Here is a 22,711-nt window from a genome sequence, read left to right as displayed (position 1 = left end):
CCTTAGCCTTAAGCTGCCAGTGGAGCAGCCGTCGCTTCCGACAGCGCCCACACATCCAGCATGGCCTGTTCCAGATCGCTGGCCAGCGCGAAGCCGGACAGGTCCAGCGCATTCACCACCAGCTCCACCGCTTCGGTCGGGCTATGGCTGCTGTCGGCATGCTTGAGTACCTGAGCCAGCAGACGCTGCTGGGTACGACGCAGCGCGTTCTGCGCATAGCTGCGCAGCTGTTCCTGCGAACGGTTCAGTGCTGGCAGCTTGAGGCCGCGTTCCAGCGTATCGATGCCCACCTGTGCACGCAGTGCCATGCCCACCTGAACGAAGGCTGGCAGGTCCATACCTGCCGGACGTTTCACGGCCAGCGCAGCAAACACGAAGGCGGCAATGGCTTCGATGCCATCCACTGCCTGCCATGCCTGCACGAATTCGGCGCGCAGACCGGCGGTCGATTCAGCGTCAGCCGAACCATCGGCCGCACCGATCTTGGCCAGCGTTTCCGGCTGGGCGAACAGCTTGCTCAGCTCTGCCACGCCAGCACGCAGCTGGTCGGCAGGCACGGCCAGCACGCCTTCGATCACAGCCTTCTGCAGCACGCGGGTGCGGCCATCGACCTTGATCGACACGGCACGTGGAATCTTCAGCGCATCGGCATCCAGCGTATTGAACACGGGTGCCAGATTCAGTGCCGACCAAGCCTGACCCCATGCCAGAATCACGTCGGACTCGCTCACGCCATGTTCGGCAGCGACCTGACGCAGCATCAGCGGGCCGCAGCGGTTGACCGATTCATTCGCCAGCACGGTCGCCAGAATCGCGTTAGCCAGCGGGTGCGCCAGCGCAGAGCGGGTGGCTACCAGCAGATCAGGGAAGTAAGGCGTGAGCACGGATTCGGCCCAGCCCAGATCCGTCAGCGGCAGCGCCGACAGGATGCGCTTGTAGCGGTTCTTCACGTTGGCAATCACCACTGCCAGTTCCGGCGTGGTCAGGCCGCGGCCATCAGCCTTGCGGCGTGCCAGTTCGGCGACCGATGGCAGTTGTTCCAGTTCACGCGACAGCGCGCCCTCTTCTTCCAGACTAGCGATCAGGGCAGCATAGCCATCCTGTACGCCGGCGTCGCCCTGTGCCTGGGCTTCGCGCACCAGCAACTGGGTCTGCAGCGTGTTATCGCGCAGTACCAGACGTTCGATATCAGCCGTCATGTCGTTCAGCACGCGGTTACGCTCAGCTTCGCTGAGCTGGCCCGCATTCATTTCCACGTCCAGCCACATCTTCGCATTCACTTCGTGGTCGGAGCAATCCACACCGGCCGAGTTATCGATCGCATCGGTGAAGATGCGGCCACCCGTCAGTGCAAACTCGATACGGCCAGCCTGCGTGGCACCGAGGTTACCGCCTTCCGTTACCACTTTGCAGCGCAGCTGATTACCATCGACCCGGATGTTGTCGTTGGCACGATCTTTCACCTGTGCGTGGGTTTCAGTGGAAGCCTTGATGTAGGTACCGATACCGCCGTTGTAGAACAGATCGACCGGCGCTTTGAGGATGCGGTGCATCAGTTCTTCCGGTGCCAGCGCGGTTTCTTCGATATCCAGCACGGTGCGGATTTCTGGCGACAGTTCGATCGAACGGGCGCTACGTGGGTACACGCCGCCGCCAGCCGAAATCAGATCCTTGCTGTAGTCTTCCCACGACGAGCGTGGCAGCGCAAACATGCGGGCACGTTCGTTGAACGATTTTTCCATGTCCGGATTCGGATCGAGGAAGATGTGGCGGTGATCGAAGGCTGCCACGATTTTCAGTTTGCGCGACAGCAGCGCACCGTTACCGAACACGTCACCCGACATATCGCCCACACCCACCATAGTGACTGGTTCGGCGTGGATGTCGTGATCCATTTCGTAGAAGTGGCGCTTCACAGCCTCGAATGCACCCTTGGCGGTGATACCCATTTTCTTGTGGTCGTAACCATTCGAGCCGCCCGAAGCAAACGCATCACCGAGCCAGAAGCCGCGCTGCACAGCGATGCCGTTGGCGATGTCGGAGAAGGTCGCCGTGCCTTTGTCAGCCGCCACCACCAGATACGGGTCGTTGCCGTCGTAGCACACGGTATCGGCTGGCGGCACGATCTTGCCCAGCACGCGGTTGTCGGTCACTTCCAGCAGGCTGGCGATGAACAGACGGTAGACGGCTTCGCCTTCTGCCGCGATGGTTTCACGCACAGCGTCTTTCGGCATCTGCTTGCAGACGAAACCGCCCTTGGCACCGGCCGGCACGATCACGGCGTTCTTCACCATCTGCGCTTTCACCAGACCCAGCACCTCGGTGCGGTAATCTTCCATCCGGTCGGACCAGCGCAGACCGCCGCGTGCCACAGGGCCGCCGCGCAGGTGTACGCCTTCAAAGCGACGCGAGAACACGAAGATTTCACGGAACGGACGTGGTTCCGGCACCAGCGCCAGATTGCTGGTATCGAATTTGAAGATGATCTTGTCGCCTTGCTGGCCGTTCTGGAAGTAGTTGGTACGCACGGTGGCGCCCATCAGGTCAGCCATGGCACCCAGCACTTCTTCGCTGTCAGCGTGGTTGATGGCAGGCAGACGGCTCTTGATGGCGGCCAGCGCTTCCAGCGCCGCAGCGCGGGTGGCTTCATCGTTGGCAGGATCGAAGCGCTGCAGGAAGGCATCCACCAGCTGCTTCACTACCACCGGCTGCTTGCGCAGGGTTTCAGCGATATAGCGTACCGAGAAGCGGCTGCCGGTCTGGCGCCAGTAGCTCATGTAGGCACGCACCAGCTGAATGTGACGCACGCTCAGACCACCGAGCACCACCAGACCATTCAGGCGGCCATCTTCGGCTTCGTTGTTGAGCAGGGATGCCAGCAGTTCTTCCGTCACGCCGACGATACCGTCACGCGCCAGTGCTTCGGCGCTGGCAGCATCCACCGCCAGACTGGTGACGTAGTGACGCTGACCGTCCACACGCAGCGCGTGGGTCTGTTCGCGATCCACCAGCACGCCGGCGTTATGCAGGGCCGGCAGAATCGCCGACAGGGCCGGTACGCGTTCTACCGAGTACAGACGGATGGTGGTGCCGCTATCGGCGATCTGCACGCGCACATTGACGCGGTTCATATCGCTGCGACGCAGGATCACGCCCAGATCGAGGAAGGCTGCCTGCGGCGTGGTGGTGGCCACGTAATCGACCGGCAGGGTAGCGCACATGCGGCGCAGGCTGGCGCGCAGCGCCACGTCGGCCACGGCATCGGCCTGTGCCGAGAACTGGTCATGCCAGCCGTCCAGCACGGATAGCAGCGGTTGCTGGATATCGCTTTCCAGATCGAGCGGATATCGAGCAGCGTGAGCGATCAGATACACACGGGCCAGTGGACCATCGGCCACCAGCGTCTGCGAGCTCACATGGCTGGCGCCCGAACTGGCTTGCAGCGCTTTGGCCAGCGCCGAAGCGACACCGGCGCTGTAACGCTCGCGCGGCAGATACACCAGCACATTCAGGTGGCGTGCGTACACGTCACGGCGGGCAAACACTTTGGTGCGCGGCTGCTTGTACAGCGACACCACGGCGCCGCACACTTCGGCTAGCCATTCGGTCTCCCCTTCCAGCGCTTCGGTGCGCGGCAGCGATTCCAGAATCTCGATGAATTTCTCGGCGCGGAAACCTTCCTGACGCACACCGGCAATGCTCAGCACCTTGGCTACGCGGCCACGGGCGAACGGCAGACGGTTCAGCGGCGTCGCGGTGGCAGCGCGGGTGAACAGACCAACGAAGCAGTATTCGCCCAGAATCGCGCCTTGCGCATCCGTGTGGCGCACACCGATGAAGTCCAGTTGCTGCTCGCGGTGCAGCGTGCCTTCCACGTCGGCCTTGACGATGGACAGGGCATTGGCGCGTTTCGACAGGGTGTCGAAGTCGCCCGGAATATTAGCGAGGCAGGTGCCGTACACCGGATGGGAAGTATCCTGCAGCACGCCGATACGGCTAGGGATATCGCGCTCCAGTTCACGCACACCGGCTTTCACCTGATAGTAGGCGTAGCCGAACGGCTCGAAGCCTTCGCTGCGCGCCCAGTCGAGGAAGGCTGCCACTTCCTTGCCTTCTTCGCCTTGCGCAGCCGCTTCAGCGCCGATGCGCTCGAACTGCGCCAGCATGGCAGCCGTATCGCGCCGCACCACGGCAGCGTCGCGCGACACCATTTCCAGACGCTCGACCAGCATGCCCAGTTCCGCTTCCGGCAGATCTTCCGTCAGCAGCACCAGCACATACGATTCCAGCTTGTCGCCGCTCTGGCCCACGGCAGTCACCGCGCCATCGGCATTGCGGCCTACTGCCAGCACGCCATTCAGCACCGCATTCACGCCCACGCGCAGTTTGCGCGCTGCCATCACGATCGAATCGACCAGATATGGCATGTCGTCATTCAGAATCAGCAGCGCAGTGGCGTTGCCGCCGCGGCCATCGTCGTAGCGCAGACGGGCAATCTGCGCAGCGCTGCCGCGCCGCTGGGAAGCCTGAGTGAAACCATCCCACAGTACCGGCGCCAGACTGGCAGGCGCAGTGCCGGCCAGATCTTCGTCGTCCAGTGCACCGAGCCAGGCGCTGATCAGCGCAACGACGTGGGTGCTAGCGGCAGCAGGCTGGCGGGCATTGACCAGTTCCAGCGTCTGTGCGCGCAGGTCTTGTGACATTTGTTTCATTGTTGCTTCTCCAATACGTTATGAGTATTTTTGCTTGCAGAACCGCGCCGGCTTGTGGCTGCGCGGCTGTGGTTGAATTCAAAACCTAGCCTCATTAGACACCAAATAGGCGCCAAATGTTAGACAGGAGCAATATCCTGTCTTACAAATCATACAGCCCGGGCAAACCGAGGATGCGGCTCAGTTCTTCCAGAGCCGTGTGCACCTCGATCGCCAGCGCCGGATCGGCCAGATCGGCCGGCTCCAGCCGGTCGCGGTAATGCTTCTCGACCCATGCCACCAGCGTGTGGTACAGGGATTCCGTCATCACCACGCCTTGATGCATGGCAGCCGCTTCGGCCTCCGTCAGCGCCACGCGCAGACGCAGACAGGCAGGGCCACCACCATTGCGCATCGACTGGCGCAGATCGAAGTGGATCAGTTCATCGACCGCGTCGCCACTGGCCACCAGCCCTTGCAGATAGGCGGCAACGGCGGCGTTTTCCTGACATTCGTGCGGAATCACCAGCGCCATCTTGCCGTTGTCCTTGCTCAGCAACTGGCTGTTGAACAGGTAGCTGGCCACCGCGTCGGACACCGACACCAGCGCCGTATCGACCCGGATGGCATTGAGTTTGGCACCCACGCCATCCATGGCCTGACGCAGCTGTTCCAGACTGTTGGCCGTGTCGGCAAACGCCTGCTCGTGATAGAACAGCACATTGGCATTGCCAACCGCGATGACGTCGTTATGGAACACACCCTGGTCGATCACGTCCGGATTCTGCTGGATGTAGACCGTGCGGCCAGCGGACAGGCCATGCAGACGGGCTACCGCCTGCGACGCTTCCAGCGTCTGACGGGCCGGATATTTCTGCGGTGCGGGCACGGCGACATCGAACTCCGAACGGCCGTAGACGAACAGCTCCACTGCGGAATTGCCATGTGCGCTGCACAAACGGGTGTGGTTGGCCGCGCCTTCATCGCCAAACGCGGGCGTACCGGGCAAAGCATCGTGCACGGCAAAGTGCTTCTCGTCCTTGAAGATGGCACGCAGCGCACGGGCCGACTGGGTATGCTCGTGGGCGCGATGCAGCTTGTTATTCAGATTGGCCGGCGTGAAATGAGTGCGGCCATCAGCCGTATCAGCCGACGGGCTAACGGTGGCCGCATTGGCCGTCCACATAGGCGAAGCGGAATAGGCGCAGGCCAGCAGCACCGGCGCTTCCTTGGCGGCGCGCGACAGCACCTCGGCATCCGTGCCGGTGAAGCCGACACTGCGCAGCAGACGGAAGTTAGGCCGGTCCTGCGGCGGCAGCAGCGCCTGACCGAAACCGCGCTGGGCCAGCGCACGCATCTTGGCCAGTCCCTGCAGGGCCGCCAGCTTGGGATTGGAAGCGCTCTTGACGTTGCTGAACGAAGCCACGTTGCCGAACGACAGACCGGCGTAGTTGTGCGATGGCCCTACCAGACCGTCAAAATTGAATTCGCGGGCGCTCATGCCGGCTCCTTAGAAGTGCATGCCGGGCGACAGCTTGGCCGGCATTTCCAGTACATTATTTTCGATCGACGCGACCGGATAGGCACAGTAGTCGGCTGCGTAGTAGGCGCTCGGACGGTGGTTGCCCGATTTGCCTACGCCACCGAACGGCGCGCTGCTGGCCGCACCCGTGGTGGGACGGTTCCAGTTGACGATGCCGGCGCGGGCACGCACCTGGAAAGTCTTCCACAGCTGTTCGTCGTTGGAGATCAGTGCCGCCGCCAGACCGAATTCGGTGGCGTTGGCAGCCTTCATGGCGGCGTCGAAATCAGCCACGCGGATTACCTGCAGCAGCGGGCCAAACCATTCTTCGTCAGGGATGCCCTGTGCGTTCGTCACATCAACGATACCGGCCGATACAAAGCCCGTATTCTCGTCCAGTTGACGCATCTGCAGCAGGCTCACACCGCCTTTGGCGATCATGTCGGCCTGTGCCTGCACCAGACGTTTAGCTACGGCGGCCGAAACCACCGGGCCCATGAACGGTGCCGGTTCGGCGGCCGAAGCGCCGATCGTCAGACGGCTAGCCACATCGACCAGACGTGCAACAATCGCATCGCCTTCCGCGCCAGCGCGCACGATCAGACGACGCGCGCAGGTGCAGCGCTGGCCGGCCGAAATAAAGGCCGACGAAATCGCCATGAACACGGCCGCATCGATGTCTTTAACGTCCCACACCACCAGCGGATTGTTACCGCCCATTTCCAGCGCCAGCATCTTGCCCGGCTGGCCGCCGAACTGCTTGTGCAGCGCGCTGCCGGTCTGGCAGCTACCGGTGAACAGCACGCCATCCAGATGGGCGTTCTGGCCCAGCGCCACGCCCGTATCGCGCGCACCGTTGACCAGATTGATCACGCCTTTCGGCACGCCAGCCTGCTCCCACAACTGCACGGTTTTCACGGCAGTGCGTGGCGCATATTCGCTAGGCTTGAACACCACCGTGTTACCGGCGATCAGGGCTGGCACGATGTGGCCGTTAGGCAGGTGGCCGGGGAAGTTGTACGGACCGAACACGCCGAACACGCCGTGCGGACGGTGGCGCAGCACGGCTTCGCCATCAGCCACCTTGGCATGGGTTTCGCCCGTGCGCGCGCCATACGACTGCACCGAGATATCGATCTTGTTGGCCATGGTGGTCACTTCAGTGCGGGCTTCCCACATCGGCTTGCCCACTTCTTCGGCGATCAAGAGCGCCAGCGCTTCGGCATCCTGCTTGAGCAGATCGCGGAAACGGGTGCAAACGGCAATGCGCTCTTCCAGCGGCGTCAGCGCCCACGACTCGAACGCGGCGCGCGCAGCGGCGCAAGCCTGTTCCACATCCTGTGCCGTCGATTCGCGGCTGGCCCAGGTCTGCTTGCCATTCGATGGATCGATGGTAACCAGTTCGGCACCGCTACCGGCGCTCCAGACGCCGTTGATGAAATTGCTCAGCACATTAGACATGGGGATTCTTCCTCGGATTGAGTGTCAGGGTACGCACGCTATCGCCGGGTTGGCAATGCAGGATCTGTTGTTCGTCTTCTGGCAGCGCGATAGCGCCGTTGACGGGTGCCGTCTGCGACAGGATCATGCGGAAGTCGCTCAGGTTGGTGTTCGAAATCAGCACAGGATCGCTGGCATCGGCATGCGGTGCGCAGGCGATTTCGCCCGCCATCACCGGGCCGATTTCAGCCAGCATACTTTCGCGCATGGCGCGCAGTTCCGAGACGCGGGCCTGCAGCACAGGGCCGGCGTCGAAAATATCGACATAGCCTTCGAAGTACAGGCCTTCCTGCTCCAGCAGGCGGCGCGCCGGCGCGGTCGAAGTGTGCACTTTGCCGATCACGTCCTGCGCATCCTGCGGCAGATAATCGACATACATAGGCTGGCGCGGCATCAGTTCGGCGATGAAGGATTTCTTGCCCACGGCGGTCAGCGCATCGACGTGATCGAACTCCATCTTGAAGAAGTGGCGGCCCAGACCTTCGTAGAACGGCGAACGGCCACTCTCCTCCTGATAGCCGCGCATTTCTGCAATCAGCTTTTCAGTGAACAGATGCGGGAACTGGGCGATGAACAGGAAGCGGCACTTGGACAGCAGCTTGCCGTTATTGCCCGTGCGGTAGTCCGGATGCAGGAACAGCGAGCACAGTTCCGTGCTACCCGTCAGATCGTTCGACAGGTACAGGGTTTCCATGCGCGTGAACACATCGATCTCGCGGCTCGAATGCACCAGCGTGCCGATGCGGTAGTTATAGAACGGTTCCGTCAGACCCACTGCGCCTTTGATGGCGCACACGCCGGCGATGCGGCCGTTGTCGGTGTCTTCCATCACGAACATGTAGTCGCGCTTTTCCGGCGCGATGGTTTCTGCGAACGAGGCCACCGCCACGGCCAGACGGTCGCTCATCATCTTCATGTCGGGCTTGAGGGTGGTCATGCCGCTGCCAACCTGCGTCGCCATGACATACAGGGCATCGAGATCGTTAGCAGTAATAGCGCGTACAACTAGCATAGTGGCTCCACCTTAGATACGGACACAGATCACGGTATCGCCTTCGGTCACGCGCAGGGCCTCCTGCACATCGGCCGACAGCGACACGTTGACTTGCGATTCCAGCGCCGCACAGTGGGTCACCACTGCACGGAATTGATGTTCGGCGGCAGCCGCCACGGCGTAGCGCACTTGCGGCTCGCGGCCACGGTCGGGCGCTTCGTCGGCCAGCGCCACACGGCGCTGCAGCGCACCGCTGAAGGTACGCAGCGAATTCTTGTGCGCCTGCAGGATAGGCCCACCGTCAAAGATATCGATGTAGTCGTCCGCTTCGAAGCCTTCTGCCGTCAGCAGGTTGAAGGCCAGTTCGCCGGACGGATGGATCTGCCCCATGGCAGCCTGCGCATCGCCGGGCAGCAGCGGCACATAGACCGGATAGTGCGGCATCAGTTCGACGATCAGCGTGCGGTTACGCGCACCACCGATCACCCGTTCTGCATCGAGGAAGTCCATCTTGAAGAATTTGCGGCCCAGCGCATCCCAGAACGGTGAACCGCCCGTGCTATCGGTCACACCGGCCAGCGGCACGAAGAAGCGGTCCGAGAAGCGGTGCGGTGCCAGCACGGCAAACATCAGCCGCGCGCGCGACAACAGTGCCGCTTCGGCCGTGCCGTGTTCGCGTTCGCCCACGTAGAAGCTCGACAGCTGCGAATAGCCGGTCAGCTCCGAGCACAGCGTCAGCGCATGCACGCTGTGGCTGATGTTCAGATCACGCGACACCTGCTGGATCACGTCATTACGGAACGAGAAATAGGTGCCGTTGGAACCTGCCGCCGCGAAGATTGCTGCCGTACCCACGATGCCGGGCTCGCCCGGCGCTTCCAGCACCAGCAGATAGGCTTCTTCGCTAGGGATATCGACGTGGGCGGCAAACGAAGCGATGGAGCGTTCCACCATGGCGACGATTTTCTCGCGCGTCTTCGGCAAGGTGTGCACACCCGGCATGCTCACCGCCGCCAGCGCTTCAAGGGCGGCAATATCCGTCAGCTCGACCGGACGAACTACATACATGTGGACTCCTTCGTGTGGTGCACAGTGCAATACGAACTAGCCCGGCAGATCATGCCGGGCCTAAATGAAAGACGGCGGAACCAGTCCGCCGTTACTACCTGCTACCTATCAGGCTGCAGCTTTGATCATCTGATCCAGCGACAGGCGCAGGATGCGATCCGCTTCGGCGATCTGCTCGTCGCTGACGATCAGCGCAGGTGCCAGACGCAGCACGTCCATGCCGGCGATCAGCACCATCAGGCCATTGCCTTCGGCTGCGCGCTGGATGTCTTTCGAGCGGCCTTTCCATGCATCCGTCACAACCAGACCCAGCAGCAGGCCGGCGCCACGCACCTGACCGAATACCTGCGAGTAGTCGGCCACCAGTTTTTCCATGGTCGAACGCAGCTTGGCGCTGGCTTCTTTCACGCGGGCCAGGAAAGCTGGCTGGTTGATGGTGTCGAGCACGGTCAGCGCCACGCTGGTCGCCAGCGGGTTGCCGCCGTAGGTGGTGCCGTGGGTGCCCACGCTCAGCGCCTGCGCCAGTTCGTTGGTGGTCAGCATAGCGCCGATCGGATAGCCATTGCCCAGCGCCTTGGCCGAGGTCAGGATGTCCGGAGTGATACCGTAGGTCATGTAGTGGAACAGATCGCCGGTACGGCCCATGCCGCACTGTACTTCGTCGAAGATCAGCAGCGCGCCGGTCTTGTTGCACAGCTCGCGCAGTTCTTTCAGGAAGGCCGGATCGGCTGGCAGCACGCCGCCTTCGCCTTGCAGTGGCTCGACCACCACGGCGCACACATCATCGCCAATCGCAGCGCGGGCGCTTTCGATATCGTTGAACACGATGTGATCGATCGATGGAGGCAGTGGCTCGAAGCCTTCGGTGTACTTAGGCTGGCCGCCGACGGACACGGTGAACAGGGTACGGCCGTGGAACGACTGCAGGCACGATACGATGCGCGATTTGTGCGCGCCGAATTTGGTGTGAGCGTATTTACGCGCCAGCTTGAAAGCGGCTTCGTTGGCTTCTGCGCCGGAGTTGCAGAAGAAAGCGCGGTCAGCAAAAGTGGCTTCGGTCAGCGCCTTGGCCAGACGCAGCACAGGCTCGTTGGTGTAGCCATTGCCCAGATGCCACAGAGTGTTGGCCTGACGGGTCAGGGTGTCCACCACGGCAGGGTGGCAGTGGCCCAGTGCAGCCACGGCGATGCCGGAGGTGAAGTCCAGATAGTGCTTACCATTCTGGTCCCACAGATCCAGCCCAGCGCCTCGTACTGGCACCATCGCTGCTGGTGCATAGGTCGGCACCAGAACTTCGTCAAAAGTTTGACGCGTTACAGGACGGTTGGCGATGGTTGAATCTAGCTTGGCGTTCATGGCATTCCCTATCAATGTTGGGTCAGTGCGGCACAGCACCGCGTGGACCCATTATAAAAAGCGGAATGCTAAAACTCTTTTCTAATGGCGACAAGGATTTTCACTTTTCCCCGCACGAATAAACTTGCCAGAAAGATCAACAACTTGGCGTACTAGGCCGGGGGTGCCAGTTTGCGCTGGCGCTCCTCGCGCGGGGTATTGCCGAACAAGGCACCAAACGCCGTGGAAAAGTGCGAGCCGGAGGAAAAACCGCACATCAGCCCCACCTGCACGATGGAATGATTAGTTTCCAGCAGCAACTGGCGGGCACGCTGCAGCCGCAGTTCCAGATAGTAGCGCGACGGCAGGCTACCTAAGTACTGCTTGAACAGGCGTTCGAGCTGACGGCGCGACAGCCCCACCAGATTGGCGATATCGTCGGTGGACAGCGGTTCTTCCAGATTGGTTTCCATCAGCGTCACCGCTTCGGACAGGCGCGGCTGCAAGGCACCGAAGCGCGCCTGCAAGGCCACACGCTGGCGCTCGTCATGGCCGCGCACCCGTTCCACGCACAGGCTTTCCTTGATATTCGCCTGCACGGTGGCACCAAACAGCGCTTCGATCAGGGTCAGGGAAAAATCGATACTGGCCGCGCCGCCGCAGCAGCTCAGGTGACGGCCATCGAGCGCAAACAGATTCGGCGTGAGCACGGCGCGTTCGCTAAAGCTTTCCGTCTCCGCATACAGCGACCACGGCAGCGCAATCCGCACACCGGCCATGGCACCAGCTGCCGCCAGCCACAGCACGCCCGCGCCGACGCCGCCCCAGTAATCGGCAGAACGGCAGCGCTCGATCACGGCGCGTATCAGTTCGGGCGCCAGCGGCGCCTGCTGCTCATCGGCCACCAGCAACGCGATATGCCAGCCCGGCTGGGCCAGCACCACCTGCGTGGGCGACATGGTTTCCAGATGCAGCACTTCGCGCCCCAGCGCGGCCGCGGCAAGGCGCAGCGGCTGTACCAGTCCGGCCCAGCTGATGGCGTCCGCCTCCCCTGCATTCACCAGCAGTATGCGCAGGGGGCGCTGTTGCGCCAGAGGGGCGAGAGCTTCGAAAGACATGGGCCGCTAGTTTACTCCGGTGCCAGCGCCGTAGCGGGACGTTCGGTACTCCACTGGCTGACGATCATGCCGGAGATCAGCAGACCGGCTCCCAGCAGGCCATTCCACGCCAGCGTTTCACCGAGCCAGAAATAGGCGAAGATGGCAGCGCAGCCCGGCTCGAATGCATAGATCACGGCCGCCTCGTTGGCGCTGCTGTGGCTTTGTCCCCACGTTTGCAGCGAGATAATCGCGGCCGTGGCCACCGTGCCCAGATACAGCAGGTTCCAGCCATAGGTATGCAGACCGGTCAGGATGTAGGCTATGTAATTCGGCAATTCTTCGGCGCGCTCGGCACTGCCCAGCGGTACTTCGCGGATCAGCAGCCAGATCGCCGCACACAGCGCCACGGTGACGATCTGGGCCGCCGTCAGCGTCATCAGGCGCTCGACCTTGCGAGTGGTGGTTTCCATCAGCTTGACGTAGATGCCAAAGAACAGCGCACATAGCAGCGCCAGCGTGTCACCCCGGCCCCACGTGAAACTGCCTTCCCAGCACAGCGCGAACAGGCCGGCCAGCGCCAGCGCCAAGGCCAGCATGATGCGGCGTTCCAGCTTCGCGCCCATCAGCACACCCAGCAGCGGGGGCACCATCACATTCAGGCCCGTGACGAAAGCATTGCGGTTGGAACTGGTCAGCGCCAGCCCTTCGATCTGGAACACGTAGCACAGAAACAACACCATGCCCGCCACCGCGCCCCAGCCGAGGTCGCGCAGACGGGCGCGCCACAGAAATGGCAACAGCAGCAGGCTGGCCAGGGCAAAGCGGCACAGCACGATCCAGCTGGCCGATAGATAACCCGTCATGTCTTTCATTGCAGGGAAAGTCGTGCCCCAGACGAGGGTAACGACGAGTAAAGCGCTAATGCCTCGCAAGTGTTGTGACATTTCTGGCAATCCAAATGAGCAGAGCCAACATTGTACGCTGCAGCGTTTCAGTTGGCGATGCGGCTATAATCATGGCCTATGGGTGAACGATTCTTGAAGAGCATCCGGCTGCTGGCCGAATGTATGCAGGGCTATGAGCGCCTCTCTGGCTGTTATGTACGCCAGAGCGGTCTGACGCATGCCCAGTTCGACATCATCGCCACGCTGGGCAATACGGCCGGCATGTCCTACAAGGAGCTGGGTGAAAAGACCCTGATCACCAAGGGCACGCTGACGGGTGTGATCGAACGGCTGGAACAGAAAGGGCTGGTGGAGCGCCAGCGCAGCGATTGCGACAAGCGTTCCTTCTTCGTCCGTCTGACGGCTGAAGGCGAACGCACCTTTGCCTGCGCCTTTCCGCAAGTGGTGCAGCAAAGCGGCAAAGCTTTTGCTCACTACAGCGAAGACGATTTCAGCGCCCTTGAAGCCAGCCTGAGCGCGCTCAAGGCCGCCATCATGACCAGTTTGCAGGAATGCCCGTCCACCCCTGACTCAACCAAGGAAAACTTTTGAAAACGACATTGATCGCCGGCGTCAAGCCAGCCAAATTCGACAAACACATCATCGGCAACCTGCTGCTGAATCAGGCAACGGAAGACGAAGTACGCATGGAAAAACTGCTGATCGGCGTGCGCAATGAAGAAGGCGAAATCTATCGCCTGATCGGCGCCACCAAACCGAACAGCTTCATGAACGCAGTAGAAGAACTGGGCGAACTGGATCTGATCGACGAACTGAAAGACTACGACGATCCGCAGGATGGCTACGACGCCATCTTCAGCGAAGAGTAATTCCTCACGACTCGTCGCGTATCCCCAACTCGGCGCGCCAGCTTTTCAGCAGCACGCCGCGCCGTACGGGATAGCGCTCCGCCAGCGTCTGCACGGCACTGATGCGGTCGATGCGGAAATGCCGGTAGGCGGAACGCATCTCGCACCATGCGGCCAGCAAGCGCTTGCCTTCGAAAAAGGCCAGCGCAAACGGCCACACCATGCGCTCGGTCGCGCGTCCCTGTTCATCGCAGTAGGACAGCAGCAAGCGCTGCTGGTAGCGGATCGCCTCGCGCACAGGCTGCACATGCACATCGCTAACAGCGCTGGCATCATCTCCGATCGGCACCCACAGACTAGTCTCGGCCATATCATCGCGCAGATCTTTCGGCGTGGCTGCCGCAATGCGCGCCAGCGCACTCTGCGCGGCAGTAGCCAGCGCCGCATCGCCCTGCCGCCGGACCCAGCGCGCACCCAGCACCAGCGCCTCGATTTCATCCACATTGAACATCAGCGGTGGCAGAAAGCTGCCCGACTTGAGGCGATAGCCGATGCCGGCCTCACCTTCCAGCGGCGCGCCCAGATCCCCCAGCGTCTTGATATCCCGATAGATAGTCCGCTCGGACACCCCCAGCTGCTCGGCCAGCCGTGCCGCCGTCACGGGATGACGATAGCCCCGCAACGCATCCATCAGCACAAACAAACGCCCACTACGACTCATCACCTCTCCAACCTTGGGGTCAGGTCGGGCAAAGTGCAGGTGTCAGGTCGGGCGCTGGTGCATTTTTTGAGAATTATCAAAAACTGCACTTTGCCCGACCTGACACCTGCCACTTGCCCGACCTGACCCCTCAAATAAAAAAATCCCCCGATGAACTGCGCGCTCAGCGGGGGATCGTTGCTTCCATCAGCGCTTAGACTACGGCGCCGTCGGTTTCGTCTTTTTCTTTCACCGGCTTGATCAGGTCTTCACGCTTCACACCCAGCCACATGGCCACGGCAGCAGCCACGAACACGGACGAGTAGATACCGAAGCAGATACCGATGGTCAGCGCCATGGCGAAGAAGTGCAGCGTCGGGCCGCCCAGGAACAGCATCGACAGCACCATCATCTGGGTACAACCGTGGGTGATGATGGTACGCGAGATGGTCGAGGTGATCGCGTTGTCGATCACTTCATGCACCGAAGCTTTACGCTGCTTGCGGAAGTTCTCGCGAATACGGTCGAAAATCACCACCGATTCATTCACCGAGTAACCCAGCACGGCCAGCACACCAGCCAGCACGGTCAGCGAGAATTCCCACTGGAAGAAGGCGAAGAAACCCAGAATGATCACCACGTCGTGCAAGTTAGCGATAATCGCTGCAACCGCAAACTTCCACTCGAAGCGGATGGCCAGATAGATCATCACGCCAACCACCACGGCAGCCAGTGCCTTCAGACCATTCTCGGTCAGCTCGTCGCCCACCTGCGGACCAACGAACTCCACCTTCTGCAGCGACACCGCTTCGGCGCCAGCCGCATCGGCACAGCTCTGCTTGACCACGTGCTCGCCCTTGGCGGTGACCGTGTCGATCTCTTTCAGGCTGCCGCTTTCAGCTTTGCACAGTGCATCGAACACCTGTGCCGAAGCGTCTTTCGGCGTAACGTTCTTCACCACCGGCAGACGCAGCATCACGTCATGGGCAGTGCCGAAGCTGGTCGCTTCCGGCTGTTCGTAGCCGATCTTTTCCAGCGTGCCGCGGATCCGTTCCAGATTCGCAGCCTGCTGGTAGCGCAGTTCCATCACCGTACCGCCGGTGAATTCCACCGACAGGTGTAATCCCTTATGCAGCAGGAAGAACACGGCCGCGACGAAGGTCAACGCCGAAACGACGTTGAACACCAGCGCGTGGCGCATGAACGGGATGTCTTTTTTAATGCGGAAAAATTCCATGTTTACAGTCCCTGTTTATCTCTGACTATTTCTGATCCGGTACCCAGACGGTACCGATGGCGATCGATTGCAGCTTCTTCTTGCGGCCGTACCACAGGTTGACCACACCGCGCGAGACGAATACGGCGGAGAACATCGAGGTCAGAATACCCAGCGTGTGTACCACGGCGAAGCCGCGCACGGGACCGGAACCGAACGCCCACAGTGCCAGACCAACGATCAGGGTGGTCACGTTGGAATCGATAATCGTGGCCCATGCGCGCTCGAAGCCGGCAGCAATTGCGGCCTGCGGCGAGGCGCCAGCCCGCAGTTCTTCCCGCACGCGCTCGTTAATCAGCACGTTGGAGTCAATCGCCATGCCCAGCGCCAGCGCAATTGCGGCCATACCGGGCAGCGTCAGCGTGGCCTGCATCAGCGACAGCAGCGCTACCAGCAGCAGCAGGTTGACGCCCAGCGCCAGCACGCTGAAGAAGCCGAACATCATGTAGTACACCAGCATGAACACGGCAATCGCGGCAAAGCCGTAGATGGTCGAGTGCATACCTTTGGCGATGTTTTCCGCACCCAGCGCAGGGCCGATGGTACGTTCTTCGATCACTTCCATCGGTGCCGACAGTGCGCCGGAGCGCAGCAGCAGCGCCAGCTCGGCCGAGTTTTCGGCGTTGCCCATACCGGTGATCTGGAAGCTGCTACCGAATTCGCTCTGGATGGTGGCGACCGACAGCACTTCCGGCTTGCCTTTTTCAAACAACACGATGGCCATGCGCTTGCCCACGTTGTCGCGGGTCAGGTCACGCATCTTGCGGCCACCATCACCGTTCAGGGTGATGCTGACAGCCGCCTGCTGGTTCTGGTCGAAGCTGGCAATCGCGCTGGAGATGTAATCACCGGTGATGACCACGTCTTTGCTCAGCACCACAGGCACGTTGCGGCCCACGGTGAACAGCTCGGAGTTGAACGGAATCGCCGACGACAGTTCGGTGCCCGGGGTGATCGAGTTATCCACCATGCGCACTTCCAGCGTGGCGGTACGGCCGATCACGGCACGCGCACGGGCCACGTCCTGCACGCCCGGCAGCTGCACCACGATACGGTCAGGGCCTTGCTGCTGGATGACCGGCTCGGCCACGCCCAGTTCGTTCACACGCTTGGACAGGGTGGAGATATTCTGCTTCACGCCATCGTCGATGGTCTGCTTGAGGGCAGCCGGTTTCAGGCTCACTACGGTTTTCAGCGCATCGCCTTCGCCGCTATCGACGAACGACAGTTCGCCCAGCTGGCTAGCCAGTACGTCCTTGGCTTTCTGGCGGGTGGCATCGTCGCGGAAGCGGATTTCGATGCTGTCGCCCACGCGGTCGATACCGGCGTGGCGCACATTCTTGTCGCGCAGCTGGCTACGCGCCGCAGCCTGAATACCCTGCACGCGCTTGTTCAGCACGGCCTTGGTATCCACCTGCATCAGGAAGTGCACACCGCCGCGCAGGTCCAGACCGAGGTACATCGGCAGGGCGTGCAGCGATTGCATCCATTTAGGGGTGTCCGATTGCAGATTCAGTGCCACCAGATAGGTCGGGTCGGCCGGATCGGCATTCAGGCCTTTTTCCAGCACGGCCTTGGCGCGGAACTGGATATCGGGATCGGCAAAGCGGGCACGCACGGAGGCGTAGGTGCCGCTGCCATCGAAGGCGATGCCGTTGTTGGCGATGTTGGCTGCTTTCAGCACATCGTCCACTTTGGCCACCATATCGGCCGTCATCTTGACGGTGGATTTACCACTCGTCACTTGAACCGCAGGCGACTGGCCGAAGTAGTTGGGCGCCGTGAACAGTGCGCCCAGCAGCACGGCCGCGAGGATCAGTATGTATTTCCAGAGAGGATAGCGATTCATAATTTCAACGTTGTAGTGTGGCGTTGGATGCAACACGGCCCGCGTCTAAGCGGGCCGCAGCAATTACAGCGTTTTCAGCGTGCCCTTAGGCAGCAGCATGGTGACGGAGTTTTTCTGCACCACCAGTTCGGCGCCGCTGGAGATTTCCAGGGTCACGTACAGATCGGTCACTTTGACCACTTTGCCCAGTACGCCGCCGGCGGTGACGACTTCGTCGCCTTTAACCAGTGCGTCCATCATGGCTTTCTGTTCTTTCATGCGCTTTTGCTGAGGACGGATCATCAGGAAATACATCGCAACGAACATCAGGATCAGTGGCAGGAAGCTACCGATGTTGCCACCCAGACCGAGTGCGTCGAGCGGGGAAGCGGATTGGGCGTATGCGTTAGAAATGAACACAGGTGACTCCGATAATAGTTAAAAAAATTAGCGCTGTATTCTAGCACTGGCCGGAAGGCGCTAGGACTTCTGGCCATATGGGAGGGATAAATCTTTTTACAAGACTCATCCCTGGCAATTTAGGCAATCTGTTGTTGTTTAAACACCACGCGCGCGGTCGGCATGGAATTGCAGCGTCCATGCGTGGAAACGGTCCTCGTCCAGCGCTTCGCGCATCTGGCGCATGATGTCGAGGTAGTAGTGCAGGTTGTGAATGGTGTTCAGGCGCGCACCGAGAATTTCCTGCGTACGGTTCAGGTGGTGCAGATAGGCACGCGAGAAATTGCGGCAGGCGTAGCAGGTGCAGCTCGCATCCAGCGGTTCCTTGTCATCCTTGTAACGCGCATTCTTGATTTTAACGTCGCCGAAACGCGTGAAAATCCAGCCGTTACGGGCGTTACGGGTCGGCATTACGCAGTCGAACATGTCCACGCCGTTCGACACACCAGCCACCAGATCTTCCGGCGTACCCACGCCCATCAGGTAGTGCGGCTTGTTAGGCGGCAGTTTCGGGCCCACGTGAGCCAGAATCCGCATCATGTCTTCTTTCGGTTCGCCCACCGACAGGCCGCCGATGGCCAGACCGGGGAAGTCGATCTTTTCCAGACCTTCCAGCGATTCGTCGCGCAGCATTTCGAACATGCCGCCCTGCACGATGCCGAACAGCGCGTTCGGATTCTCGCCACGGTGGAATTCGTCGTGCGAGCGCTGGGCCCAGCGCAGCGACATGCGCATCGACTTAGCCGCTTCATCCAGCGTGGCCGGACGGTCGCCGATCTTGTACGGCGTGCATTCGTCGAACTGCATGACGATGTCGGAATTCAGCACGCGCTGGATCTGCATGGAGATTTCTGGCGACAGGAACAGCTTGTCGCCATTGATAGGCGAATTGAAGTGCACGCCCTCTTCCGTGATCTTGCGCATGGCGCCCAGCGAGAACACCTGAAAACCGCCCGAGTCCGTCAGAATAGGCTTATCCCAGCCCATAAAGTCATGCAGGCCGCCGAACTTGGCCATCACATCGTTGCCGGGACGCAGCCACAGGTGGAAAGTATTGCCGAGAATGATCTGGGCATTGATTTCCTTCAGCTCCAGCGGCGACATGGCTTTCACCGAGCCATAGGTGCCCACCGGCATGAAGATCGGGGTCTGCACTTCACCGTGGTTGAGTTTCAGGGTGCCGCGGCGGGCCTTGGTCAGACCGCTGCTATCGGTCTTGAGCAGTTTAAATTCCAGCATGGTTATCCTTTATTTGCACGCGCTTGGGTGGTCAGCAGCATGGCATCGCCATAGCTGAAGAAGCGGTATTCATTAGCGATCGCATGGGCGTAAGCCTTGCGGATCGGTTCAAAACCGGCGAAAGCCGACACCAGCATCAGCAGGGTCGATTTAGGCAGGTGGAAGTTGGTGATCAGACGGGTGACCGTCTTGAATGCATAGCCGGGCGTGATGAACAGCGCCGTATCGGCACTGCCCGCTTCGAGCTGGCCGCTCTGCGACGCCGATTCCAGCGCACGCAGGCTGGTGGTGCCCACCGCTACCACATCGCGCCCTGCAGCACGGGCGGCGCGCACGGCATCCACAGTTTCCTGCGGCATGGTGTACCACTCGGTGTGCATCTTGTGCTCGGATAGCACTTCGTTGCGCACCGGCTGGAAGGTGCCGGCACCCACGTGCAGCGTCACGAAGGCAAAGTTCACACCCTTGGCTTTCAGCGTCGCCAGCAGCTTTTCATCGAAATGCAGGCCGGCCGTGGGCGCAGCCACGGCACCGGGCACCTTGTTGAACACGGTCTGGTAGCGGTTTTCGTCAAAGCTGTCGGCCGCGTGCTCGATGTAGGGCGGCAACGGCAGACGGCCATAGGCTTCGATGAGTTCGAATACATCGCCATCGAAATGCAGCGTGAAGAACTCGCCCGCGCGCTCGCCCACCGTGACCGTAAAGGCATCGGCCAGCCGGATTTTTACACCGGGGCCGGGCGACTTCGAAGCTTTCACCTGCGCCAGCACCGTGCGCGAGTCCAGCACGCGCTCGACCAGTGCTTCGATCTTGCCGCCGCTTTCCTTCACACCGTAGAAGCGCGCTTTCAGCACACGGGTATCATTCATCACCAGCAGATCGCCGGCCTGCAGCAGATCGACGATATCGGCAAAATGGCGGTCGATGATCTGTTCTCCATCGAGATGGAGCAGGCGCGAAGCACTGCGATCTGGCAGGGGGAATTGCGCAATACGCTCTTGCGGCAAGTTAAAATCGAAATCGGAAAGCGTGTACATAGACGAACTTCTGGAAACTGTTGACGAAAATACGGGTAGGCCCAAAACCGGTGCTAGCCTTACAATACTGGCGGCCAACCCTCTATTTTACGCTAGCGCCCGAAAATTGCTCGAATATGCCTGTTGCAAGCTCTAAACCCAGTCCCGGCGCGCCCGCCAAAGGCGCGCGCAAAACCGTCAGCCCGCAAGCCAGACTGGCCAAGCTGGGTCTGCACACGGACATGGATCTGGTGCTGCACCTCCCCATGCGCTACGAAGATGAAACGCAGGTCATCAGCATCGAAGAGGCCTGCCTGCACGGCGGCCAGACCTCGCAGGTGGAAGGCGTGGTGGTCAAGAACGAGATCGCCTTCAAGCCGCGCCGCCAGCTACTCGTGCATATCGCCGACGAAACGGGCGATTTGCAACTGCGCTTCATGAACTTCTACGGTAGTCAGGTCAAACAGCTAGCCGAAGGCACCCGGGTGCGTGCCCGTGGCGAGCTCAAACACGGCTTCTTCGGTGCCGAGATGGTGCACCCTGCCTACAAGGTGATCAACGAGGGTGCTCCGCTGCCCACGTCGCTCACGCCCGTCTATCCGGCCGGCGAGGGCCTGTCCCAGCCCATCCTGCGGCGCGCCATTGGCGACGCCATGAAACGCATCGACTGGACCGACACCCTGCCCGCGCAACTGCGCCAGCGTATGCAGCTCAGCGACTTCGAACCAGCCGTGAAACTGCTGCACTATCCGCCCCAGCAAGTAGACGAACACGCACTGGCCGACCGTACCCATCCCGCATGGACGCGCATGAAGTTCGACGAACTGCTGGCCCAGCAGCTGTCACTCAAACGCGCCCAGCGCGCCCGCCGCGCCAAAGGTGCGGCTGTGCTGAGCGTGACGGGTGATCTGTCGGCGCGCTTCGAAGCTTCGCTGCCGTTCAAACTGACGGGCGCCCAGCAGCGCGTGCTGGGCGAAATCCGCAACGACCTGCGCCACCCGTATCCGATGCAGCGCCTGCTGCTGGGCGACGTGGGCAGCGGCAAGACCGTGGTGTCGGCACTGGCCGCGACACAGGCTATCGATAGCGGCTATCAGGCAGCGCTGATGGCGCCTACCGAAATTCTGGCCGACCAGCACTTCCGCAAAATCGCCGCGTGGATGGAACCGCTGGGCGTGAAAGTAGCGTGGCTGACGGGCAGCCTGAAGAAAAAAGACAAGCTGGCTGCTTACGCCATGATCGAATCCGGCGAAGCGCAACTGGTGATCGGCACCCATGCGCTGATACAGGATGCGGTGAACTTTGCCAATCTGGGGCTGGTGATCGTCGACGAGCAGCACCGCTTCGGCGTGGGCCAGCGCCTCACGCTGCGCAACAAAGGCGTGGAAGGCGCGATACCGCACCAGCTGATGATGTCGGCCACCCCGATACCGCGCACCCTGGCCATGACCTATTACGCCGATCTGGAAGTCTCCGTGATCGACGAACTGCCGCCCGGCCGCAGCCCCATCGTCACGCGCGTGATCGACCAGAACCGCCGCGATGAAGTGATAGAACGGGTACACGCGGCCGCGCTGGAAGGCCGCCAGATCTACTGGGTCTGTCCGCTGATCGAAGAATCGGAAGCGCTGCAGCTGCAGACCGCTACCGACACCCACGCCCTGCTGGCCGAAGCCCTGCCCGATCTGAACGTGGGGCTGGTGCATGGCCGCATGAAGCCGCAAGAGAAGCAGCAGGTCATGGATGCCTTCAGCGCCAACCAGATGCAGGTACTGGTGGCCACCACCGTGATCGAAGTGGGCGTGGACGTGCCGAATGCATCGCTAATGGTGATCGAACATGCCGAGCGTTTCGGCCTGTCGCAGTTACACCAGTTACGGGGAAGGGTAGGACGGGGATCGGCTGCCAGCGTCTGCCTGCTGCTGTATCAGAGCCCGCTGGGTGGCGTGGCCAAGCAGCGCCTGATGACGATGCGCGAAACCACCGATGGTTTTGAAATTGCTCGGCGCGATCTGGAAATCCGCGGCCCCGGCGAATTCCTCGGTGCGCGCCAGTCCGGTCAGGCCATGTTGCGCTTTGCCGATCTGGAAACGGATGGCTGGCTGGTGGATCAGGCGCGCGACGTGGCGCACGATCTGCTGCACGCCAACACGCCCGAAAAAGCCGCCACGGTGGAAGCCCATCTGGCCCGCTGGCTAGGCGGGCGCGAAGAGTTCCTGAAGGTATAAGG

Annotated in this window: 17 protein-coding genes; 3 read left to right on the top strand and 14 right to left on the bottom strand. The window is 61.2% G+C overall.

Going from position 1 to position 22,711, the window contains the following annotated elements:
- Positions 1–8 precede the first annotated feature (8 nt).
- From ABNT42_RS02740 to ABNT42_RS02705, 8 genes are all read right to left on the bottom strand, one after another.
- Positions 9–4,712 (bottom strand): NAD-glutamate dehydrogenase domain-containing protein, encoded by a 4,704-nt coding sequence (locus tag ABNT42_RS02740; protein ID WP_348693694.1) that lies wholly within the window; start codon positions 4,710–4,712, stop codon positions 9–11.
- A 142-nt stretch (positions 4,713–4,854) separates the two neighbouring features.
- Positions 4,855–6,192 (bottom strand): N-succinylarginine dihydrolase, encoded by a 1,338-nt coding sequence (astB, locus tag ABNT42_RS02735; RefSeq protein WP_348693692.1) that lies wholly within the window; start codon positions 6,190–6,192, stop codon positions 4,855–4,857.
- A 9-nt stretch (positions 6,193–6,201) separates the two neighbouring features.
- Positions 6,202–7,674: a succinylglutamate-semialdehyde dehydrogenase gene (gene astD, locus ABNT42_RS02730; protein ID WP_348693689.1), complete on the bottom strand. Its 1,473-nt coding sequence runs from the start codon at positions 7,672–7,674 to the stop codon at positions 6,202–6,204.
- On the bottom strand, positions 7,667–8,725 hold the full coding sequence (gene astA, locus ABNT42_RS02725; RefSeq protein WP_348693687.1) for an arginine N-succinyltransferase: 1,059 nt from the start codon (positions 8,723–8,725) through the stop codon (positions 7,667–7,669). The genes astD and astA overlap by 8 nt, the downstream gene beginning before the upstream one ends.
- Before the next feature lie 12 nt (positions 8,726–8,737).
- Complete coding sequence (locus ABNT42_RS02720) at positions 8,738–9,775, bottom strand: arginine N-succinyltransferase (protein ID WP_155436598.1); 1,038 nt, start codon at positions 9,773–9,775, stop codon at positions 8,738–8,740.
- A gap of 108 nt (positions 9,776–9,883) precedes the next feature.
- A complete protein-coding gene (astC, locus tag ABNT42_RS02715; protein WP_348693683.1) occupies positions 9,884–11,131 on the bottom strand; it encodes an acetylornithine/succinylornithine family transaminase in 1,248 nt (415 codons plus the stop codon).
- Between the two features lie 152 nt (positions 11,132–11,283).
- Entirely contained in the window at positions 11,284–12,228 is a 945-nt protein-coding gene (locus ABNT42_RS02710; RefSeq protein WP_348693680.1) for a helix-turn-helix domain-containing protein, read from the bottom strand.
- A gap of 11 nt (positions 12,229–12,239) precedes the next feature.
- Positions 12,240–13,154 carry a DMT family transporter gene (locus tag ABNT42_RS02705; protein ID WP_348693678.1) on the bottom strand — a complete coding sequence of 305 codons (915 nt, stop codon included), beginning with the start codon at positions 13,152–13,154 and terminating at the stop codon, positions 12,240–12,242.
- A 78-nt stretch (positions 13,155–13,232) separates the two neighbouring features.
- Here ABNT42_RS02705 and ABNT42_RS02700 point away from each other — a divergent pair, with 78 nt between their 5' ends.
- Both ABNT42_RS02700 and ABNT42_RS02695 read left to right on the top strand, forming a co-directional pair.
- The gene (locus ABNT42_RS02700; protein ID WP_348693676.1) at positions 13,233–13,706 is read left to right on the top strand and encodes a MarR family transcriptional regulator; all 474 of its coding nucleotides are present in this window, start codon (positions 13,233–13,235) and stop codon (positions 13,704–13,706) included.
- The gene (locus tag ABNT42_RS02695) at positions 13,703–13,984 is read left to right on the top strand and encodes a hypothetical protein (protein ID WP_348693674.1); all 282 of its coding nucleotides are present in this window, start codon (positions 13,703–13,705) and stop codon (positions 13,982–13,984) included. The genes ABNT42_RS02700 and ABNT42_RS02695 overlap by 4 nt, the downstream gene beginning before the upstream one ends.
- Positions 13,985–13,988: 4 nt before the next feature.
- On the opposite strand, the gene ABNT42_RS02690 is transcribed toward ABNT42_RS02695, so the two are convergent.
- The 6 genes from ABNT42_RS02690 to queA all read right to left on the bottom strand — a co-directional run bounded on the left by ABNT42_RS02690 (position 13,989) and on the right by queA (position 20,502).
- Positions 13,989–14,684, bottom strand: a complete 696-nt coding sequence (locus ABNT42_RS02690; RefSeq protein ID WP_348693672.1) for a YafY family protein — start codon at positions 14,682–14,684, stop codon at positions 13,989–13,991.
- A gap of 193 nt (positions 14,685–14,877) precedes the next feature.
- Positions 14,878–15,900 carry a protein translocase subunit SecF gene (gene secF, locus ABNT42_RS02685; RefSeq protein ID WP_348693669.1) on the bottom strand — a complete coding sequence of 341 codons (1,023 nt, stop codon included), beginning with the start codon at positions 15,898–15,900 and terminating at the stop codon, positions 14,878–14,880.
- A 25-nt stretch (positions 15,901–15,925) separates the two neighbouring features.
- Complete coding sequence (gene secD, locus ABNT42_RS02680) at positions 15,926–17,788, bottom strand: protein translocase subunit SecD (RefSeq protein ID WP_348693666.1); 1,863 nt, start codon at positions 17,786–17,788, stop codon at positions 15,926–15,928.
- Between the two features lie 63 nt (positions 17,789–17,851).
- The gene (gene yajC, locus ABNT42_RS02675) at positions 17,852–18,187 is read right to left on the bottom strand and encodes a preprotein translocase subunit YajC (RefSeq protein ID WP_348693663.1); all 336 of its coding nucleotides are present in this window, start codon (positions 18,185–18,187) and stop codon (positions 17,852–17,854) included.
- A 138-nt stretch (positions 18,188–18,325) separates the two neighbouring features.
- On the bottom strand, positions 18,326–19,465 hold the full coding sequence (gene tgt / locus ABNT42_RS02670) for a tRNA guanosine(34) transglycosylase Tgt (RefSeq protein ID WP_348693660.1): 1,140 nt from the start codon (positions 19,463–19,465) through the stop codon (positions 18,326–18,328).
- 2 nt (positions 19,466–19,467) lie between these two features.
- Positions 19,468–20,502: a tRNA preQ1(34) S-adenosylmethionine ribosyltransferase-isomerase QueA gene (gene queA, locus ABNT42_RS02665; RefSeq protein ID WP_348693658.1), complete on the bottom strand. Its 1,035-nt coding sequence runs from the start codon at positions 20,500–20,502 to the stop codon at positions 19,468–19,470.
- 116 nt (positions 20,503–20,618) lie between these two features.
- Here queA and recG point away from each other — a divergent pair, with 116 nt between their 5' ends.
- The gene (recG, locus tag ABNT42_RS02660) at positions 20,619–22,709 is read left to right on the top strand and encodes an ATP-dependent DNA helicase RecG (RefSeq protein WP_348693656.1); all 2,091 of its coding nucleotides are present in this window, start codon (positions 20,619–20,621) and stop codon (positions 22,707–22,709) included.
- The last annotated feature ends 2 nt before the right edge of the window (positions 22,710–22,711 follow it).

Origin of the sequence: Duganella fentianensis (genome assembly GCF_964031615.1) — a bacterium.
Lineage (GTDB): Bacteria > Pseudomonadota > Gammaproteobacteria > Burkholderiales > Burkholderiaceae_D > Rugamonas > Rugamonas fentianensis_A.
Note: the sequence above shows the minus strand (reverse complement) of the source record. Positions and strands in the feature narration are given on the sequence as shown.

Bases quoted from the DNA above. Each gene is read 5' to 3' on its own strand.
- secF (WP_348693669.1), bottom strand. From the start codon at position 15,900: ATGGAATTTTTCCGCATTAAAAAAGACATCCCGTTCATGCGCCACGCG.
- queA (WP_348693658.1), bottom strand. From the start codon at position 20,502: ATGTACACGCTTTCCGATTTCGATTTTAACTTGCCGCAAGAGCGTATT.
- ABNT42_RS02690 (WP_348693672.1), bottom strand. From the start codon at position 14,684: ATGAGTCGTAGTGGGCGTTTGTTTGTGCTGATGGATGCGTTGCGGGGC.
- astB (WP_348693692.1), bottom strand. From the start codon at position 6,192: ATGAGCGCCCGCGAATTCAATTTTGACGGTCTGGTAGGGCCATCGCAC.
- ABNT42_RS02720 (WP_155436598.1), bottom strand. From the start codon at position 9,775: ATGTATGTAGTTCGTCCGGTCGAGCTGACGGATATTGCCGCCCTTGAA.
- recG (WP_348693656.1), top strand. From the start codon at position 20,619: ATGCCTGTTGCAAGCTCTAAACCCAGTCCCGGCGCGCCCGCCAAAGGC.
- secD (WP_348693666.1), bottom strand. From the start codon at position 17,788: ATGAATCGCTATCCTCTCTGGAAATACATACTGATCCTCGCGGCCGTG.
- tgt (WP_348693660.1), bottom strand. From the start codon at position 19,465: ATGCTGGAATTTAAACTGCTCAAGACCGATAGCAGCGGTCTGACCAAG.
- ABNT42_RS02740 (WP_348693694.1), bottom strand. From the start codon at position 4,712: ATGAAACAAATGTCACAAGACCTGCGCGCACAGACGCTGGAACTGGTC.
- ABNT42_RS02710 (WP_348693680.1), bottom strand. From the start codon at position 12,228: ATGTCTTTCGAAGCTCTCGCCCCTCTGGCGCAACAGCGCCCCCTGCGC.
- ABNT42_RS02705 (WP_348693678.1), bottom strand. From the start codon at position 13,154: ATGTCACAACACTTGCGAGGCATTAGCGCTTTACTCGTCGTTACCCTC.
- ABNT42_RS02700 (WP_348693676.1), top strand. From the start codon at position 13,233: ATGGGTGAACGATTCTTGAAGAGCATCCGGCTGCTGGCCGAATGTATG.
- astD (WP_348693689.1), bottom strand. From the start codon at position 7,674: ATGTCTAATGTGCTGAGCAATTTCATCAACGGCGTCTGGAGCGCCGGT.
- astA (WP_348693687.1), bottom strand. From the start codon at position 8,725: ATGCTAGTTGTACGCGCTATTACTGCTAACGATCTCGATGCCCTGTAT.
- astC (WP_348693683.1), bottom strand. From the start codon at position 11,131: ATGAACGCCAAGCTAGATTCAACCATCGCCAACCGTCCTGTAACGCGT.